Genomic DNA, 17,241 nt, shown 5'->3' with positions numbered 1-17,241 from the left:
GTTGCTGTTTTTTTAAACAAACATACGGAGGAGTGACGGATAGAAAAGCTAGATCGACGGAAAGAATGGCTAAAGTGGCGGATAGAACTGGCAGATCGACGGATAGAAGAGCTAGAGCGACGGATGGAACTGGCAGAGTGACGGAAAGAAATCAGAGCGATGGAAAGAATCGGCAGAGTGACGGAAAGAAACATCAAAGCGACGGATGGAACTGGCAGAGCGACGGAAAGAAATCAGAGCGATGGAAAGAATCGGCAGAGCGACGGAAAGAAACTTCAAAGCGACGGATGGAACTGGCAGAGCGACGGAAAGAAACATCAAAGTGACGGATGGAACTGGCATAGCGACGGAAAGAAACACCAAAGCGACGGATGGAACTGGCAGAGCGACGGAAAGAAATCGGAGTGACGGAAAGAAACATCAAAGTGACGGAAAGAAATCAGAGCGATGGAAAGAATCGGCAGAGTGACGGAAAGAAACATCAAAGCGACGGATGGAACCGGCAGAGCGACGGAAAGAAACATCAAAGCGACGGATGGAACTGGCAGAGCGACGGAAAGAACCGGCAGAGTGACGGAAAGAAATCAGAGCGACGGAAAGAAACATCAAAGCGACGGATGGAACTGGCAGAGCGACGGATAGAAATCAGAGCGATGGAAAGAATCGGCAGAGCGACGGAAAGAAACATCAAAGCGACGGATTGAACTGGCAGAGCGACGGAAAGAAATCAGAGCGACGGAAAGAACCATCAAAGCGACGGATGGAACTGGCAGATCGACGGAAAGAAACACCAAAGCGACGGATTAAACACCAAAAAACCGATCCGAATTATTTAATAGAGAGCCAAATTCTCTAGCACTTTATATGAAGAAAGTTAAAATTTATGAAAATTTTTCCGATATAAGTTTTAATATGGGAGTTTTCAATAAAAATGTAGAGGTGAATGGTGTGGGGAGATCATTGGTGTTTCAACTAGATGGAAGAGGACGTGAGCAGCATTTAAGGACGAAGTTGCTTATGAATACTTCTCAACAAAACGGGGACTCTATTCAACAACATGAGCTGCCACACATCTCTACAAAATTAACACAGGAGCAAATAGATAATATGATGCAGGTTATTGAGGAGATTCGCCTTAAACGGTATAAAGAAAGACTATAAATGTAAGCGTCTTCTAAGCTATAATAGCTTGGGAGGTGTTTTATGATGAACGTGATATTTATAGAAGCGTTTTCAGGTACAGAGCTTTTACAAATGATGTCACATGATGTGGCAGGCATATTAGCAGCGGCACAGGGCGAAAGTGTGACGTTTCCAGTTGGCCATTTTAAGTATGAATTTCATAATTTAGATTTTTATGAGGAAAATGGAGAAATACGACAAGAATTAGTCATTTACGTAAAGAAAATATAATCATCGTATAATACTCCTTCAAACGGAAAAAATAAATACAGGAGCAAATAAAGCAATTCATTTGCATTTATTTAAACCTGTAACTATAATAGTTACAACAGGTGGTGATACATATGGTGAACAGTCGATTTTCGGTAACGATCCATATACTTTCGCTCATTGCAACAACCTCTGATAAAAGTCAGCTAACATCTGATATTATCGCAGGGAGTGTAAATACAAATCCAGTTGTCGTGCGACGAATGATCGGGGTGCTAAAAAAAGCGGGCTTGCTTACGTCACAAACAGGAATAGCAGGCTATGACCTATTAGTGGAGCCAAAAGATTTAACGCTCTTAGCCATTTACCATGCGATTGATGGGCCCGAGCAGCTATTTGCGATTCACGATGAGCCAAATCCAGCATGTACGGTAGGTCGAAAAATCCAACGTACATTGGAGGGTGTTTATACAACTGTTTGGCATGCAATGGAAGAACAGCTACAAGCGCAAACTTTACAGGATGTGCTAGATCAACTTCGTTAAATTAACGAAGTGGGTCTTTTGTATCTAACCTGTAACTTAAATAGTTACAATTAAAAAATGGGAGGAATTATAAGTATGAAAATTGCAGTAATTGGTGCAACAGGGAAAGCAGGACAAACAATTGTGGAGGAGGCACTACAGCGTGGTCATGATGTAACTGCGATTGTACGTTCGGCTTCTAAAGTAACAGCAAATATTCATGTTTTTGAAAAGGATGTTTTTGAATTATCTCAAGAAGAGGTGAAAGGCTTTGACGTAGTCGTAAATGCGTTTGGCGCTCCTGCTGGTCAGGAGGAATTACATGTGAAAGCTGGCCGTCATTTAATTGATATCTTTACTGGCATTGATACAAAATTATTTGTTGTTGGTGGGGCGGGTAGTTTGTTTGTAGACCCAGAGAAAATAGTACGCGTAATGGATACTCCGGATTTCCCAGAAATGTTTTACGCGACAGCAAAAAACCAAGGTGAAAATCTACGTGACTTACAACAATCAACTATTGCTTGGACATTTTTAAGCCCATCTGCTTTTTTTGATCCAGAGGGTCCACGTACAGGCAGCTATACTGCTGGAGAAGATCATTTATTAGTAAACGCTGCTGGTGAAAGTTATGTCAGCTATGCAGATTATGCCATTGCTGTGTTAGATGAAATTGAAAATCCAAAGCATGTAAACACACGTTTTACAGTGACTTCTAATAAATAATGATGAAACCGAGCGTAAAAACTGCGCTCGGTTTTTGTTATTTTTCATTTTACAGATAAATGACTGTTTACAATACGGCATTAATTAGCTACTATCAAGTGTGAGTATTACATAAAAGGAGACGACAATTATGTCCACACAACGTATAGAAAAAGACTTTTTAGGTGAACGTGCATTACCAAGCAATGCTTATTACGGAATTCAAACGCTTCGTGCAACTGAAAATTTCCCAATTACAGGTTACACGATTCACTCAGCCCTTATTAAGGCAATGGGGATTGTTAAAAAAGCAGCTGCATTAGGTAATATGGAAGTACACCTACTTTCAAAAGAAATCGGAGATGCAATTGTCGAAGCTTCACAAGAAGTTATTGATGGTGAATGGGATGCTGAATTTATCGTAGATCCAATCCAAGGCGGTGCTGGCACATCTATTAATATGAATGCCAACGAAGTCATTGCTAACCGTGCCTTAGAAATTTTGGGCAAAGAAAAAGGGGACTACCAAACAATTAGCCCAAACAGCCATGTTAATATGTCTCAATCAACAAATGATGCTTTCCCAACAGCTATTCATATTGCTGTGTTGAATTTGATAGATGAATTACTTCTTACAATGGAAAACATGCAAGCGGTGTTCCACCAAAAAGCGGAGCAATTTGCGCATGTTATTAAAATGGGTCGTACGCATTTACAAGACGCTGTACCGATTCGATTAGGACAAGAATTTGAAGCATATTGTCGTGTTATTAACCGTGATATTGCCCGCATTCGTCAAACTCGTCCAAATTTATATGATGTAAATATGGGGGCAACAGCTGTTGGTACAGGATTAAATGCATTCCCAGATTATATTAAATCAGTAGATGTTCATCTTGCAGAAATTTCAGGTTTGCCGCTTAAAGGCGCTACACATCTAGTGGATGCAACACAAAATACAGATGCTTATACAGAAGTATCAGGCGCATTGAAAATCTGTATGATTAATATGTCGAAAATTGCTAATGACCTTCGTTTAATGGCATCTGGTCCACGTGCTGGGTTAGGGGAAATCATCTTACCAGCTCGTCAGCCTGGTTCGTCTATTATGCCAGGGAAAGTGAATCCTGTTATGCCAGAGGTTCTTAACCAAGTTGCCTTCCAAGTAATTGGTAATGACCAAACAATTTCTTTAGCATCTGAAGCAGGACAATTAGAATTAAACGTAATGGAGCCTGTGCTTGTCTTCAACTTAATTCAATCTATTAGTATTATGAATAACGTGTTCCGAGCATTTACACAAAATTGCTTGAAGGATATTGAAGCAAATGAAGACCGCATGAAAGAATATGTGGAAAAAAGCGTTGGTATTCTAACAGCAGTAAACCCACATATTGGCTATGAGGTAGCTGCCCGACTTGCACGTGAAGCAATCTTATCTGGTCGTTCAATTCGTGAGCTTTGCCTTGAAGAGGGTGTACTAACGAAAGAACAATTAGATTTAATTCTAGATCCATATGAGATGACACATCCAGGTATTGCAGGATCAAGTATAATGAAATTTAAATAATGATTATGAAAGCACTTTGTGAGAGCAAAGTGCTTTTTATATGTCTTTAATCTTATAAAAGTTGGGCTTTTTTCTATGAAATTTAGGATATTTCAACTATAATGACTACGTTGGAATAATATTATAGTTGGAGGAATTTAGTATGAGTTTACGAAAAAAAAGTATAATTGGCTTTTCTACTTTAAATGTTCTCATGGGTGTTATTTTAATTATAGACCTAGCAAATGTGACTTCATTAGAATGGCTATCTACTTTATTAACAGTAATAGGAATTACTATGACAATATCGTGTATTTTCTATGTAAAATTTAAAATTATTAAGCCCATTAATCAATTAGCAGAATCCGCTCAAGCAATAGCTGAAGGAAATTTGCATACTGCTCCGATTGAGATGAATTCCAATGATGAAATTTCAGAGTTAGCTAAAGCGTTTATAGAGATGAAAGAACAATTACATACGATGACACAAAAAATTGCAAGTAGTTCTACAGACTTATCAGCGAGCATAGAGGAACTATCAGCAAGTACAAATGAAATTACGATTGCAGTTGAGGAAGTTGACTCACAAATGGAGAAAACGACTGAGGGTCTTAAGCAAGCTGCACAGTCTGCTAATGAAAGTGCTATTTCTATGCAGGAGACTGCTGACGGCATTGAACGTATTACCGTGGCCACGCAAGGTGTTTTTGATCATGCCAAAGAAGCAAATGAAATTGCAGGCAACGGTGCGGAAATTTTACATGTGGCTAAAAATCAAATGCAATTTATTTCAACTTCTACTGAAAAAACGAGCGAATTAATGCAACAATTATCAAGCAAAATGACGGATATCAAATCTATGACAGACATGATTACAGCAATTACAGATCAAACGAATTTGCTTGCACTAAATGCAGCGATTGAAGCGGCACGTGCTGGAGAGCATGGCAAAGGCTTTGCAGTAGTAGCGGAGGAAGTTCGAAAATTGGCAGAGCAATCTAAGCATTCAGCCACTCAAATTGTCGAGCTAGTAGTTGGCATTGAAAGCGATACAAAACAAGTAGCAACTTCTGTTGAAGAGGATTTGAAAAACGTTCAACAGGGCGTCTATGTCATCGATGAAGCCACAAAGTCATTTGGCACAATCTCTCAGAATGTTAGCAAAATGGCGAACCAGCTAGAGGATATTTCCGCAACGTCTGAGGAGCTTTCAGGTAGCGCTAATGAGGTAACAAAATTAGTATCGACGATCGCCAATGGAATGGAAAGTTTATCTAATTATACAGAGGTCATTCTACAATCAGTCGATGAGCAAAATGCCTCCATGCAAGCAGTCAATATGGTAGTGTCACAAGACCTATGTGTACAAGCTGAAAATTTACAAAAACTTACACAGCGATTTAATGGACAATAATGTGTAACTAATTGAAAGAAACATAAATAAAAAAGGCTATTTTGCAGGGGAAACTTTCTGCGAAATAGCCCTTTTTTATTCTATTTCAGGAGCATTGATGACCGTTGTTATCAACTTTTCCACTATATTGAGCCGCTAGCTCCGCTTAAAAACTTTAGAATTAAATATTAAATAAGCCGAAAAAACCAGTTTTTATCGTAATTAATACTATGCTAATCATAAACATCATTTCTGCGATAGTAGCAATAGAATCTTTTTTATTTTCTGCGTATTTCCATTCCATAATTGCACGTAATGTTTCAGATGCTATTAAAAAGACAATTATGATAAACTATGTTTCAAAATACCAAGCAATTCCAACATTATCATTGTAAATCATATAATAAGTACTAATTAAAAATAGAGTTGTAAAAAGTATTCGTACAAACCAATCTAGTTTTTTATGTCTTTCGTTAAGGTAATTAACAGAAAACCATATCTTTCTTTCGACACCTAGCAACTTTCTAATTATAAATCCAAAAATACTAATTATTAAAAGTAGTACAATAAGAAAAAGTATTAATGTTCCTAGTTCGATATTAATATTATTCAATTTCATTCACCTCTCAACCTGATCTTTTCTAATGAGACGAGGGCGTTACACAAGGACTTTATTGCCGTCCCAGCGGGGTATATGAAAAATGGGAGACCGTTTGGCGTAACTTTCGCTGGAACTGCATTTAGTGAGGATGTACTAATAAAACTCGCATTTTCATACGAACAAGCAAGTAAATTACGAAAAGCTCCGGAGTTGTATTAAGATCCTACAAGACTCAATTCACTTTAAAAATGACTGTTTTTCCAAAGATTGTCGCTGATAAAAGAAAAAGGCAGATTTAATCTACAACACGTAGAATAAATTCTGTCTTTTTATATTTTGTGAATCAATAGGTTGCGTTAGTTGTATAATTCGTTTGTTGCTGCATTTGAACAACCATATTCATACGGGACTATACCTATGAGTATAATTTTGCTTTTGGGAGTTATCCGATATTATAAAACAAATGGAAACAGAGAACGAGATAATTGAAGACGAACGCACAATTCAAGCATTATAACTAGAAGAAAAAGAATAAGGAACTGGAATATTTTATGTTATTTGACTTTGGAAAAATACTCCTTTACAATTGATTTTAATAATCTATAAGGAATCTATAGTACATTAGATTCCTCTAACAACTGAATAGCGTGGAGTAATAGGTGTAAATTGCGTGCAATTTACTTAAAAGGGAAGTCGGTGCAATTCCGACACTGTCCCGCAACTGTAAATGTGAGCGACTTTTCATAGACCACTGTTTAACGACGGGAAGGGGAAAAGTAGCGGTGATCATGAGTCAGGATACCTGCCTATTATGAGTACACACCAGAACCCTACGAGGAATAGGAGGTGGCATGTTGACAAAACAGAATGCTCTGTTCGTCACTGTACGTCAAACGCCCAAAATAAGAGAAGGTAGTCGCTTTCGAGGCAATTCTTTTATGCTTGGGTATAATTTGACATTATGTGATGAGTGAAAAAGATAGAATGAAGGATTTCCTCTTGTTGTAGGAAATCCTTTTTTTATGCGAAAGAATACTTCCGTTTTGAAAAATATGTACGAAAAGAGGATGCACGTATGACGAATATTCATGTATGTACAGCACAAGAATCGCAATATGTAGATATGGAAATTTGTAAGCAACCACGCACTGAAGTTGCCAAGAAAGCTACAACAAGAATGGTCGTAGAATCACTTGTCGATCAATTATTAGCTAGTAATCTTATTAGTAATGAACGATTGTTTGATCAAATTTTTTATAACAAAGATATTATTTGGATTCAAAATGAAAGTTTTAATGGGCACCTTTTTGCAAAGGCAAACATTACAGATCAGCTTAAAACAAAAACAAATGATTTTATGATGTATATGCCGACAAATCCAATTGTGTACGAGGTGAATGGTGAGCATTATCATTTAATTACTCGCATCGATTCGACTCGTGCAAAACCAAATTTAGAGCGACTTTCCCAAGTCCCTAAGGCAATACTAAGTGCTGCTCGTGTCAATGATTTATTGTGTTCGATAGTGATGCGCTTTTATGAAACATATTTGGAGGATTTATCAACAAGTGATGAAGCGAAACAAGAAAATGCTAAACTGATAAACTTTGTAGAGCGTGAATTTAAGCAATTTTTACAGGCTGTGAGTGAATTGAATGATTATCATTTAAACTGGCACCCACGCGGTAACGGGCATGAGCTATTGCTTGAATTAATTGATAATTTACAACTTTTAAAAAGTCGACCTGGCAAGGTAATAATTGATTTTTCAAATGCTCATGGTTATATAGTCGTGGAGCCTTCCTATCGCTTTATTAAACAGGATGGGGAAACGGTACAAGCTTTGTAAAGTTTAGAAATATCCGCGGCAAGGATTTAAAGATGCTCGGGGCGACCCGCACGAAGTAGGAGAATACCCGCGGAAGGAGAGCGAATACCCGCGCGAAGCAAGGAAATACCCGCGGAAGCAGGTCGAATACCCGCGGAAGCAAAGCAAATACCCGCGCGAAGCAAGAATCCCCACGAAATCACCCAGCAAATCCCACGAAACACAAAAAAACAGGACATTGATATAACTAAAATCAAGTCCTGTTTTTTTTATAAATCTATTTAGTACAATGCATAGCTGCCTCCGCTTCCTGCCATGGAACGGAGTAACCCTTGCCTTTTGCACAAAAAATACTAGAGGATGTATATTCAGGATCGGCGTTCTTATCGTAGCCAATTTGCGCGATAATGTCTTCAGTATTGTGACACAAATCATAGCCATCAAATTGTAGGGAGAGTACGCCCTTACCATTGGTGTAGGCGGCAAAGGTTGTACTGTAGCTCATAAATGTTGCGACAGGGGCACGTCCGGTTAAAATCGCATTATTTTCAGTTAAGATTGGCGCGTCAAATGTTCCAGAAGCTTGCTGAATATCGGTCATCATGCGGCCGATAAAATCACTAGGGGCTTTAAGCTTAAAGCGGTAATACGGCTCTAGTAATACATTTTCTGCTTGCTCTAGCCCTTGACGTAATGCACGGAATGTTGCCTCTCGGAAATCGCCACCTTCAGTATGTTTAATATGTGCACGCCCCGTTAAGAGAGTGAAGCGTATATCTGTCACGGGAAAACCTGTTAACAGCCCATGATGATCGCGCTCGAATAAATGCTTTTCAATGAGTCGTTGATGCCCAACCGATAAATCATCCGCATGACATGCATTGACAAATGTATTGCCAGTACCACGTGTATTTGGCTCCATTAATAAATGGACTTCTGCATAATGCTTTAATGGCTCAAAATGACCGTAGCCTGTCACAGTTGTTGAGATTGTTTCCATGTATAAAATCTGTGGTTCGCCAAATGAAATGTCTAGAGAGAAGCGTTTGTTGAGCACTTCGATAAGAACCTCGAGTTGGATGACACCCATAATATGTACATGAATTTCTTGAAACTTTTCATGCCAAATAACACGTAATGATGGTTCTTCTGCTTCAAGCATGCGAAAAGTTTTTAAAACTTCCTTTATATGCTGATCGCCTTCATATTGTACTTTTGCCTGCAACGTTGGCACTAATTCATAGGGCTGCGAGTTGCTTGCACGACCAATGATATCGCCGATGTTTGCCTGACTAATCCCTTTGACTACGAAAATCTCTCCGGCTTTAACCTCTTGTACGGTTTCATAACGGCTGCCATTATATAGCCGAATCTCAGTCACTTTTTCTGTCACATCACCAAACGAAAATTCATCCCGCACATGCAATGTACCTTGTAATCCCTTTAAAAAAGTTAAGCGTTGGTGTCCATCATGACGAATTTTAAAGACTTCGCCTTGAAACGCTACATTATTGTTAAAATGTGTCTCTGTAAGTAGGGGAAGCTGTGCTAGGAATTCCTTTATCCCAATATCTTTTAAGGCAGAGCCAGTAAAACACAAAAAGGCATTTTCTTGATTAATCATCGCTTGTAAATGAGTAAGGCAGTTGGAACTATCCAATGTTTCATTTAGAAAAGCATCGAGAAGCTGCTCATCACGTTCAGCAAGCCACTCCATCATGTGAGTTGAAACATAGTCAGAACGGAGCGGTTCATCTACGAATAGTACATCCTCAGAGCAATCCTTTTGAAGCTGTGCCATAACGGCTTCAACATCTGCCCCTTCACGATCAATTTTGTTGATAAAAAAGAAGGTAGGGACGTGATATTGGCGTAAAAGTTGCCACACTGTTTCCGTATGACCTTGTATTCCTTCAACTGCACTAACAATAATAATGGCATAATCCATAACCCGAATGGCACGCTCCATCTCTGGAGAGAAATCGACGTGCCCAGGTGTATCGATTAACGTATATGTATCATCTCCAAGCGACATGCGACCTTGCTCCGCAAAAATTGTAATGCCTCGCTGACGCTCCAGCTCATGATTATCTAGAAATGTATCCTGGTGATCCACTCGTCCGCGGGCTTGAATACTGTTTGTATGAAATAGTAACTGCTCAGAAAATGTTGTTTTTCCTGCATCAACGTGAGCGAGTACACCAATTGTTACATGCATAAAAAATCCTCGTTTCTATTAGTTCGTTTATCAACATTGTAACAGAATGGGTTAAAAAATATTTCGTATAAAAATAGTTAGTGTTTATGTCGCAATAGTGTTAATATATTTATGATTATGATTTATTGGTATTTTTGTGAGATTGTGAATTTGCTAGTTTATCAATATCATTTACAACAATAAAATATAACGACGTATTGGTGCAAATGACCTTTGTCATTTGCTTAAAAGGGAAATCGGTGCAAATCCGATGCTGTCCCGCAACTGTAAATGGGGAGTCTATACGAGATGCCACTGTAGCTAAGCTATGGGAAGGCGTATAGATGATGAACCTAAGCCAGGATACCTGCCAATATGTATTCTTTTACTTAAACCACGAGGATGGGGATAGTGAATAGGTTGAAAAACCCTTCTTTCACTATGCTAACCTCTTGGAAACAAGGGGATTTTTTTATGCCCTTTTTTAACTTCTAGTCAAAGTAACTTGATAGCAAAGAAGTCTAATGATTTCTTTCTATATATTTAACATCAAAGGAGAAGAGGACATGAAGAAATGGAAAAGTTTGTGGCTAGTCTTTGCGATCGCATTGATGGCAATATTGGGTGCATGTAGTGAAAAGGACAAACCAGAATCTGCTACACAAGGTGAGAAGGTAGAGCCTTCACAAGCTGAAAAGACAGAAATAACGATTGAAAATAATGGAACAACACAAGTATATAAGGAAGCACCAAAAAAAGCGATTAGCTTAAATCAGCACGTGACAGAAATTATGTTGGCTTTAGGCTTAGAAGATTCAATGGTAGGGACGGCTTACTTAGATGACGAAATTTATGAGCCATTACAAGCTGCATACGATAAAGTACCTATGTTAGCTGAACAGTATCCTACAAAGGAACAGATTATTGATGCTGAAGCAGACTTTTTATATGGGGGCTGGAAAAGCGCCTTTGGAGAGAAAGGTGTTGGTACACAGGAAGAGCTTGAAACTTTAGGGATTCACTCTTATTTACATACAGCCTCAAGTATGACGAAACCAACTTTAGAAGATATTTTCGCAGATATTCGAAATATCGCAAAAATTTTCCGTGTTGAGGATCGTGGAGAAGCATTAATTGCACAAATGACAAAGGATGTGGAGGCTGTACGTGCAAAATTACCACAAGATGGGGAAAACTTACGCGTTTTAGTGTTTGATAGTGGTGATAAAGATGTCTTTACAGCTGGACAAAACTTTATGAATGAGCTTGTGACAATTGCTGGTGGTAAAAATATTTTTGGTGATGTGGAATCAGGTTGGACTACTGTGTCAAAAGAAGATGCAGTAGAACGTGATCCAGAAGTTGTTGTTGTCGTTGATTACGGAGAAACAACGGCGGAAGAAAAAATAAATTTCTTAAAAAATGATCCAGCCTTGAAAGAAATGGAAGCAGTCAAAAATGAACGCTTTGTGATCTTACCACTTTCTGCTGCGTCTGAAGGGGTTCGTGCTGCAGAAGCCATTCAAGTATTAGCAAAAGGCTTCTATCCTGACAGCTTTAAAAACTAAAAAAATCTGGGCTAGCGTTTTGCTAGCTCCTTTTTCATAAGGAGAAGTATTTATGAACGAATTTCATACGAATATACCAGACAAAACCTTCGAAAAGCTAAACAGTAATGGGGATTTTACCCGTCTTGCCGTAAGCCCAGGCATTATTAATAAACATTATACCCCTGCACAATTCCAAACAATAGCAAAAGTTGTAGGAGAAACAGGTGCAATCAAATACTCTGCCTCTTACAGTATATTATTATCTATACCATCAGTAGTTGTAGCAAATACGATTGAGGAGCTAGAAGAGGCTGGCCTGTATGTGGCAAAGCAAGGACCAATTGTGGCGATGAAAGCCTGTGATTTCTGTGATGGGGATAAAATGGAGGCAGCACCGATTACTGAACAGCTATATCAATCATTAGAAGGAATATCTGTCCCTACAAGATTACGTTTAAACGTAAATGGCTGCGCTTCTGCTTGTTATAATCCGGTATATGATGATATTGGACTTGTCTATCAAAAGGATAGCTTTGATGTCTATTTAGGGGCAGTACCTATGGGTGCAAATGCACAAGCTGGGACACTGTTTGCTAAAAGGGTAGGTGTTGAGCATATTGAAGACTTATTAAAGCAAATCATTAGTCTCTATAAGGAACATGCTCGCCCGAATGAACCCTTTTATAAATTTTATCGTAGAACAAAATGCGCTGATTACTGGAAAGACTTAATCTGACTCATTATCATCACGTGGGCTTGATTTCTGTACCGACTGGGTGCTTTCCTAGGTACGTCCGATAAACCGCTTCATGTGATGATAAAAAGAGAGAAGTGTTTTATCATCAGTATGTCGATTTGGCTTAATAAAGAGGCTGGGACATAAGAAAAGCAAAATTAAAAATTTTACATCATAAAAGCGCAAGAAATCAACATTTCTAAAATTGATTTCTTGCGCGTTTTAAGTTTTTGGCCAGTGTTAAGTTGTTTGGTTTTCATATAGCTAGTGTTAGATGAAAAGCCTTTAGTCTCGTTCTACATAAGGTTGGATAACTTGACTATTTTCAACACTATATACTTAAAGCACTGTTGGTTTGTCATCAAATTTTACTTTATTTCGTATCCTTGTGATGTAGTTGACAATTGTTAAATAATATAATATCTCTCCAAAAAAGTTTCTGAGTAAAAACAATTCCTCCTTAAAAGAAGGAATAATACTTAGAGTATCGAAATATTATACTAGGTAATGAAATTTTCACACAAAGGGGATTTAAAATATGACTTTAAAACAAGGGGTTCAACCAGAAGATCTATACCAATTAAAATCAGTGGCGGATCCACAAGTATCACCTGACGGAACAGAAGTTGTGTATGTAGAGACTCATATTGATGAGAAGAAAAAGGACTATGTGTCTAATTTGTTTTACATAAACTTGAATGAAAAAAATCCTCAACAATGGACATTTGGCGAAGATAAAACGAATTCACCTGTTTGGTCTCCAGATGGCAGTAGAATCGCGTTTGTGTCAACGAGAAATGGCAAGCCACAAATTTTTGTTCTTTCTAAAGCAGGCGGAGAAGCGAAACAAGTTACAAATTGTAAAAACGGTGCGACATCACCAACTTGGTCTCCGTGTGGAGAGAAAATTGCCTTCTCAGTAAAGCTTGGTAAAGATGAAAGCATTTATGATAAAGCTGAAAAGGATCAGAAAGAAGACAAAGAACTTAAACCACTTGAAATAGAAAAGATGAAATATAAATCAGATGCAGCTGGGTTTATTGATATGGAGCAATTTTCTCAAATTGCAATCGTCCATCTTGAATCTGGAGAATTAGAGCTAGTTACGGAAGGGAAACATAATTTACAGCTCGGTAAATGGTCCCCGAACGGTAAATATCTTTCTTACATTGCAGACTTAACAGAGGATCTAGATTTTTCATTCATAAGTGATATTTACTTATTGGATTTAGAGACGAAACATGGTCGCAAGCTTACGGAAGGAACGGGGATGTTCTACCAAACTTCATGGTCTCCAAACAGCCGCTTCATAGCGTATGTTGGAAGTGAACGTGAATTTGAAAATGCGACACATGCAAAGCTATGGATTTATGATTTAGAAAATAACAATCAGACATGTGTAACGAGTGATTTTGACGCGCCTGTCGGTGATTTTGTCGTAGGTGATTTCCTTCAAGGTGTTGTTGCTCCGCATGTTCAATGGTTGGAGGATAGTAAAAGCTTTTACTTCCAAGTGACAGATCGCGGAAATACAGCTATTTATTTTGGCAATCTTTCTGGAGAATTATATCCAACTATGAATGATGAGCAGTATGTCTATGGTTTTTCACTTGATCATAAAAATGATAAAGCTGTAGCTGCAATCAGCACTACGACAAATCCTGGTGATCTTTTTTACGTTAATTTAAATACTGGTGAAAAGGAACAGCTCACTAAAGTTAATGAAGAATTTTTAAAGACGAGAGAATTATCTGTTCCAGAAGCAATTGAATATGAAGGGGCAGATGGTTGGAAAGTAAGCGGTTGGATGATGAAGCCACTTGGCTATGAAGAAGGGGAAAAATATCCACTTATTCTTGAAATCCATGGTGGACCGCACGCTATGTATGCCAACTCCTATTTTAACGAATTCCAAATCCTTGCTGCACAAGGTTATGCGGTTCTCTTTACGAATCCTCGCGGAAGCCATGGATACGGTCAAAAGTTTGTTGATGCGGTTCGTGGTGATTATGGCGGCAATGATTATAATGATCTAATGGCCGCTGTTGATTATGCATTGAAGCATTATGATTTCATTGACAAAAACCGTCTCGGCGTTACAGGTGGGAGCTATGGGGGGTTCATGACAAACTGGATTGTCGGTCATACAAATCGCTTTAAAGCTGCTGTTACTCAACGTTGCATTTCTAACTGGATAAGCTTTTATGGCGTAAGTGATATCGGATATTACTTCAATGACTGGCAAATCCAAGCGGGACTAGACAATATAGAGAAGCTATGGAATCATTCGCCACTGAAATATGTGGACAATATGCAGACGCCGTTGTTAATTTTACACAGTGAAAAAGACTATCGTTGTCCAATTGAACAGGCAGAGCAATTATTTATCGCCTTGAAACATCGTAAAAAAGAAACTAAATTTGTTCGCTTCCCAGAATCCAATCACGAACTTTCAAGGAGCGGAAAACCAACGTTAAGAATCAATAGACTAGAATATATTAGAGATTGGTTTGTGGAATATCTTTAAGAGAAATATTGATGGCATAAGAAGTGAAAATACTTCATATGCCACTTTTTTATATTATAGCTACAATTAGAGGGAGAATTCAATTTTCGTAGTTGTTACCATTTTCGTGTACAAGTTTGGAATCAACATTGGGAAGGAACTACATGGTCGGAAACACTTTTCTGAGATGTTGGGCTATTCATTAATTATTCCGTAATACACCAAATCCTCATATTTACCGTCTTTAATGATATGATCCTTTAAAATTCCTTCTTGTTTCATACCAATTTTCTCCATTATTTTTCCTGACGCAGGGTTCGTTGAAAAATATCGGGCAAACACTTTGTGCAGTTTTTTTTCTTCAAAAGCAAATTGTACAATTGACTGCGCTGCCTCCGTGGCAAAGCCTTTTCCCCAATATTCCTCGCCAATCCAATAGGCTATTTCACCATGATTAAAATGTTTATTATTCGATAATGCAATTGCTCCATATAATTCACCAGTTTCCTTATCTGTGATTGCAAACTCGTACGAAAAATCCTGCATAAAATTATCGTAATGATGTTCCATCCATGATAATGCATCATTTAAACTATATGGATAAGGTAGGTACATGGTGCTTTTATAAATATTATAGTTATTGCAAAGCTTTACAACTGTTTCTGCATCGGATGTCTGAAATAATCTAAGTACGAGCCTTTCTGTTGTAATCATTAAATTTTCACGAACATATCCCATTCAATCATCTCCATTTATCAATATTTTGTAAAATGACACTCACTATAGTGTAGGGTTGATTTTCGTTCCGACTGGGCGCTTTGTCGCTGACGCTTCGCTTTCGCACAGAATAAAGCTTCTTAGGGACGACAGACGAGCCGCTGCGCTCCAATCAACTCATTTACATGGCATAAAAATTTAAAATATCTTCCCGAATTTTAGGAATGAGATGAATCTATTATATAGTAAACGGAAAATTCTAACAATATAAATAAGGGGATCAAAATATTTCTCCCAAACAAAAAGACAGAATCACCAGGAAGTGATTCTGTCTAGTTTTATTTAGTTAAGTTTTTCAATAAAAACAACCTTTAAGTAATTAAATTCAGGATATTCACGTGGGGCACGGAAATCCTTTGGTAAGTTGTGTTCTTCAACAATTTTATAGCGAGTTTTTGTTTCTTTAAAAGCTTGGTCAATAAAGCTCTTGAACTTTTTCATACCAAAGCTTGCATTGTTCGTTGATGCCACAATGATACCGTTTTTCTCCGTAATGGCGATTGTATCTACGAGTAATTTAGGGTAGTCTTTCGCAGTTGAGAACGTTCTTTCCTTCGTACGTGCAAAGCTTGGTGGATCTAAAACTACAAGGTCAAATTTTAAATTGTGGCGCTGAGCATATTTAAAATAGTTAAAGACATCCATGACTTTAATATCCTGTGCTTCGTAGTCAATGCTGTTGACGCTAAATTGCTCAATTGTTTTGGCTAAACTACGCTTTGCCACATCTACACTTGTTGTTTTTTCTGCTCCTCCAAGTGCCGCTGCGACAGAAAATGCCCCCGTATAGGAGAATGTATTAAGCATATTTTTACCTTCTGCATAACGTTCACGAATGGCAAGTCTCACTTCTCGTTGATCGAGGAAAATACCTGTCATGGCTCCATCGTTTAAATTGACAGCGTATTTCATATTATTTTCCAATACGATAATTGGGAATTCGCCAGGCGTTCCCATTACAAAATCGTCCTGTTCCATATATTGACCTTTCGTATCGAAACGTTTTTTCTCATAAACGGCTTTGTAGTTTACTGTCTCTGCGAGTGCTTCATATACCGTTTCTTTAAATGAATAAATGCCAGCGCTATACCAGCCCACCATATAGTAAGAATCGAAAAAGTCAATAGTTAAACCGCCAATGCCATCACCCTCGCCATTAAAGATTCGGAAGGCTGTTGTGTGAGGATTGTTGAAAAATGCTTCTCGATTTTGTATAGCTTTTTTAAATTTTTTCATAAAAAAGGCTTTGTCTATTTTTTCATTAGCATCAGTCGTTAGTACCCAGCCAATACCTTTGTTTTGTAAGCCATAGTATCCTGTACCAAGAAAACGGTTATGACTATCCATAAGTCTCAGTAGTGCACCTTCCTCTTTTGGAAGATGACGTGCATCAACTGCATCTTTCGAAATGAGAGGATAGCCTCTTTTTATTTGATCAGAAAAGGGATTTTTAATTTGAAAAGCAATAGTTTGTGTCATGTTG

General features: G+C 38.1%; 15 protein-coding genes, 1 pseudogene and 2 riboswitches. Of the genes and pseudogenes, 13 read left to right on the top strand and 3 right to left on the bottom strand.

Features of this window, described 5'->3' with window-relative positions; all coding sequences use genetic code 11:
• Positions 1-32: 32 nt before the first annotated feature.
• The 10 genes and pseudogenes from AN161_RS28470 (at position 33) to AN161_RS02325 (ending at position 8,013) form a co-directional block, all read left to right on the top strand.
• Positions 33-326, top strand: a complete 294-nt coding sequence (locus tag AN161_RS28470; protein WP_143114570.1) for a hypothetical protein — start codon at positions 33-35, stop codon at positions 324-326.
• 45 nt (positions 327-371) lie between these two features.
• The gene (locus AN161_RS29355; protein WP_158002952.1) at positions 372-704 is read left to right on the top strand and encodes a hypothetical protein; all 333 of its coding nucleotides are present in this window, start codon (positions 372-374) and stop codon (positions 702-704) included.
• A 259-nt stretch (positions 705-963) separates the two neighbouring features.
• Positions 964-1,161: a hypothetical protein gene (locus AN161_RS02360; protein WP_143114568.1), complete on the top strand. Its 198-nt coding sequence runs from the start codon at positions 964-966 to the stop codon at positions 1,159-1,161.
• Between the two features lie 42 nt (positions 1,162-1,203).
• Entirely contained in the window at positions 1,204-1,413 is a 210-nt protein-coding gene (locus tag AN161_RS02355; RefSeq protein WP_241774474.1) for a thymidylate synthase, read from the top strand.
• 113 nt (positions 1,414-1,526) lie between these two features.
• Complete coding sequence (locus AN161_RS02350; RefSeq protein WP_053592777.1) at positions 1,527-1,937, top strand: Rrf2 family transcriptional regulator; 411 nt, start codon at positions 1,527-1,529, stop codon at positions 1,935-1,937.
• A 75-nt stretch (positions 1,938-2,012) separates the two neighbouring features.
• Positions 2,013-2,642 carry an NAD(P)-dependent oxidoreductase gene (locus tag AN161_RS02345; RefSeq protein ID WP_053592776.1) on the top strand — a complete coding sequence of 210 codons (630 nt, stop codon included), beginning with the start codon at positions 2,013-2,015 and terminating at the stop codon, positions 2,640-2,642.
• 130 nt (positions 2,643-2,772) lie between these two features.
• Complete coding sequence (aspA, locus tag AN161_RS02340; RefSeq protein WP_053592775.1) at positions 2,773-4,191, top strand: aspartate ammonia-lyase; 1,419 nt, start codon at positions 2,773-2,775, stop codon at positions 4,189-4,191.
• A gap of 142 nt (positions 4,192-4,333) precedes the next feature.
• A complete protein-coding gene (locus tag AN161_RS02335) occupies positions 4,334-5,584 on the top strand; it encodes a HAMP domain-containing methyl-accepting chemotaxis protein (RefSeq protein WP_053592774.1) in 1,251 nt (416 codons plus the stop codon).
• A 652-nt stretch (positions 5,585-6,236) separates the two neighbouring features.
• Positions 6,237-6,383 (top strand): annotated as a pseudogene (locus AN161_RS30440) (amidase); the annotation flags it as partial.
• 421 nt (positions 6,384-6,804) lie between these two features.
• A riboswitch (cobalamin riboswitch) is annotated at positions 6,805-6,989 on the top strand.
• A 250-nt stretch (positions 6,990-7,239) separates the two neighbouring features.
• Complete coding sequence (locus tag AN161_RS02325; RefSeq protein WP_053592772.1) at positions 7,240-8,013, top strand: hypothetical protein; 774 nt, start codon at positions 7,240-7,242, stop codon at positions 8,011-8,013.
• Between the two features lie 256 nt (positions 8,014-8,269).
• Here AN161_RS02325 and AN161_RS02320 read toward each other — a convergent pair whose 3' ends face one another.
• Complete coding sequence (locus AN161_RS02320) at positions 8,270-10,210, bottom strand: TetM/TetW/TetO/TetS family tetracycline resistance ribosomal protection protein (RefSeq protein ID WP_053592771.1); 1,941 nt, start codon at positions 10,208-10,210, stop codon at positions 8,270-8,272.
• Between the two features lie 181 nt (positions 10,211-10,391).
• A riboswitch (cobalamin riboswitch) is annotated at positions 10,392-10,579 on the top strand.
• Positions 10,580-10,755: 176 nt separating this feature from the next.
• Between AN161_RS02320 and AN161_RS02315 the strand changes: the two genes are divergently transcribed.
• From AN161_RS02315 to AN161_RS02305, 3 genes are all read left to right on the top strand, one after another.
• The gene (locus AN161_RS02315; RefSeq protein WP_053592770.1) at positions 10,756-11,757 is read left to right on the top strand and encodes an ABC transporter substrate-binding protein; all 1,002 of its coding nucleotides are present in this window, start codon (positions 10,756-10,758) and stop codon (positions 11,755-11,757) included.
• A 52-nt stretch (positions 11,758-11,809) separates the two neighbouring features.
• Complete coding sequence (locus AN161_RS02310) at positions 11,810-12,475, top strand: precorrin-3B methylase (RefSeq protein ID WP_053592769.1); 666 nt, start codon at positions 11,810-11,812, stop codon at positions 12,473-12,475.
• Between the two features lie 538 nt (positions 12,476-13,013).
• Entirely contained in the window at positions 13,014-15,002 is a 1,989-nt protein-coding gene (locus tag AN161_RS02305) for a S9 family peptidase (protein ID WP_053592768.1), read from the top strand.
• A gap of 174 nt (positions 15,003-15,176) precedes the next feature.
• Here AN161_RS02305 and AN161_RS02300 read toward each other — a convergent pair whose 3' ends face one another.
• Together AN161_RS02300 and AN161_RS02295 are read right to left on the bottom strand one after the other, a co-directional pair.
• Positions 15,177-15,719 (bottom strand): GNAT family N-acetyltransferase, encoded by a 543-nt coding sequence (locus AN161_RS02300; RefSeq protein ID WP_053592767.1) that lies wholly within the window; start codon positions 15,717-15,719, stop codon positions 15,177-15,179.
• A gap of 321 nt (positions 15,720-16,040) precedes the next feature.
• The gene (locus AN161_RS02295; protein WP_053592766.1) at positions 16,041-17,237 is read right to left on the bottom strand and encodes a class I SAM-dependent rRNA methyltransferase; all 1,197 of its coding nucleotides are present in this window, start codon (positions 17,235-17,237) and stop codon (positions 16,041-16,043) included.
• Positions 17,238-17,241 lie beyond the last annotated feature (4 nt).

It is taken from the genome of Lysinibacillus sp. FJAT-14222, assembly GCF_001278875.1.
Taxonomy (GTDB): Bacteria; Bacillota; Bacilli; order Bacillales_A; family Planococcaceae; genus Lysinibacillus; species Lysinibacillus agricola.
Note: the sequence above shows the minus strand (reverse complement) of the source record. Positions and strands in the feature narration are given on the sequence as shown.

Coding starts and splice junctions, on each gene's coding strand:
- AN161_RS02305 (WP_053592768.1), top strand. CDS start 13,014: ATGACTTTAAAACAAGGGGTTCAACCAGAAGATCTATACCAATTAAAA.
- AN161_RS02325 (WP_053592772.1), top strand. CDS start 7,240: ATGACGAATATTCATGTATGTACAGCACAAGAATCGCAATATGTAGAT.
- AN161_RS02355 (WP_241774474.1), top strand. CDS start 1,204: ATGATGAACGTGATATTTATAGAAGCGTTTTCAGGTACAGAGCTTTTA.
- AN161_RS29355 (WP_158002952.1), top strand. CDS start 372: ATGGAACTGGCAGAGCGACGGAAAGAAATCGGAGTGACGGAAAGAAAC.
- AN161_RS02345 (WP_053592776.1), top strand. CDS start 2,013: ATGAAAATTGCAGTAATTGGTGCAACAGGGAAAGCAGGACAAACAATT.
- aspA (WP_053592775.1), top strand. CDS start 2,773: ATGTCCACACAACGTATAGAAAAAGACTTTTTAGGTGAACGTGCATTA.
- AN161_RS02295 (WP_053592766.1), bottom strand. CDS start 17,237: ATGACACAAACTATTGCTTTTCAAATTAAAAATCCCTTTTCTGATCAA.
- AN161_RS02335 (WP_053592774.1), top strand. CDS start 4,334: ATGAGTTTACGAAAAAAAAGTATAATTGGCTTTTCTACTTTAAATGTT.
- AN161_RS02310 (WP_053592769.1), top strand. CDS start 11,810: ATGAACGAATTTCATACGAATATACCAGACAAAACCTTCGAAAAGCTA.
- AN161_RS02300 (WP_053592767.1), bottom strand. CDS start 15,719: ATGGGATATGTTCGTGAAAATTTAATGATTACAACAGAAAGGCTCGTA.
- AN161_RS02350 (WP_053592777.1), top strand. CDS start 1,527: ATGGTGAACAGTCGATTTTCGGTAACGATCCATATACTTTCGCTCATT.
- AN161_RS02315 (WP_053592770.1), top strand. CDS start 10,756: ATGAAGAAATGGAAAAGTTTGTGGCTAGTCTTTGCGATCGCATTGATG.
- AN161_RS02320 (WP_053592771.1), bottom strand. CDS start 10,210: ATGCATGTAACAATTGGTGTACTCGCTCACGTTGATGCAGGAAAAACA.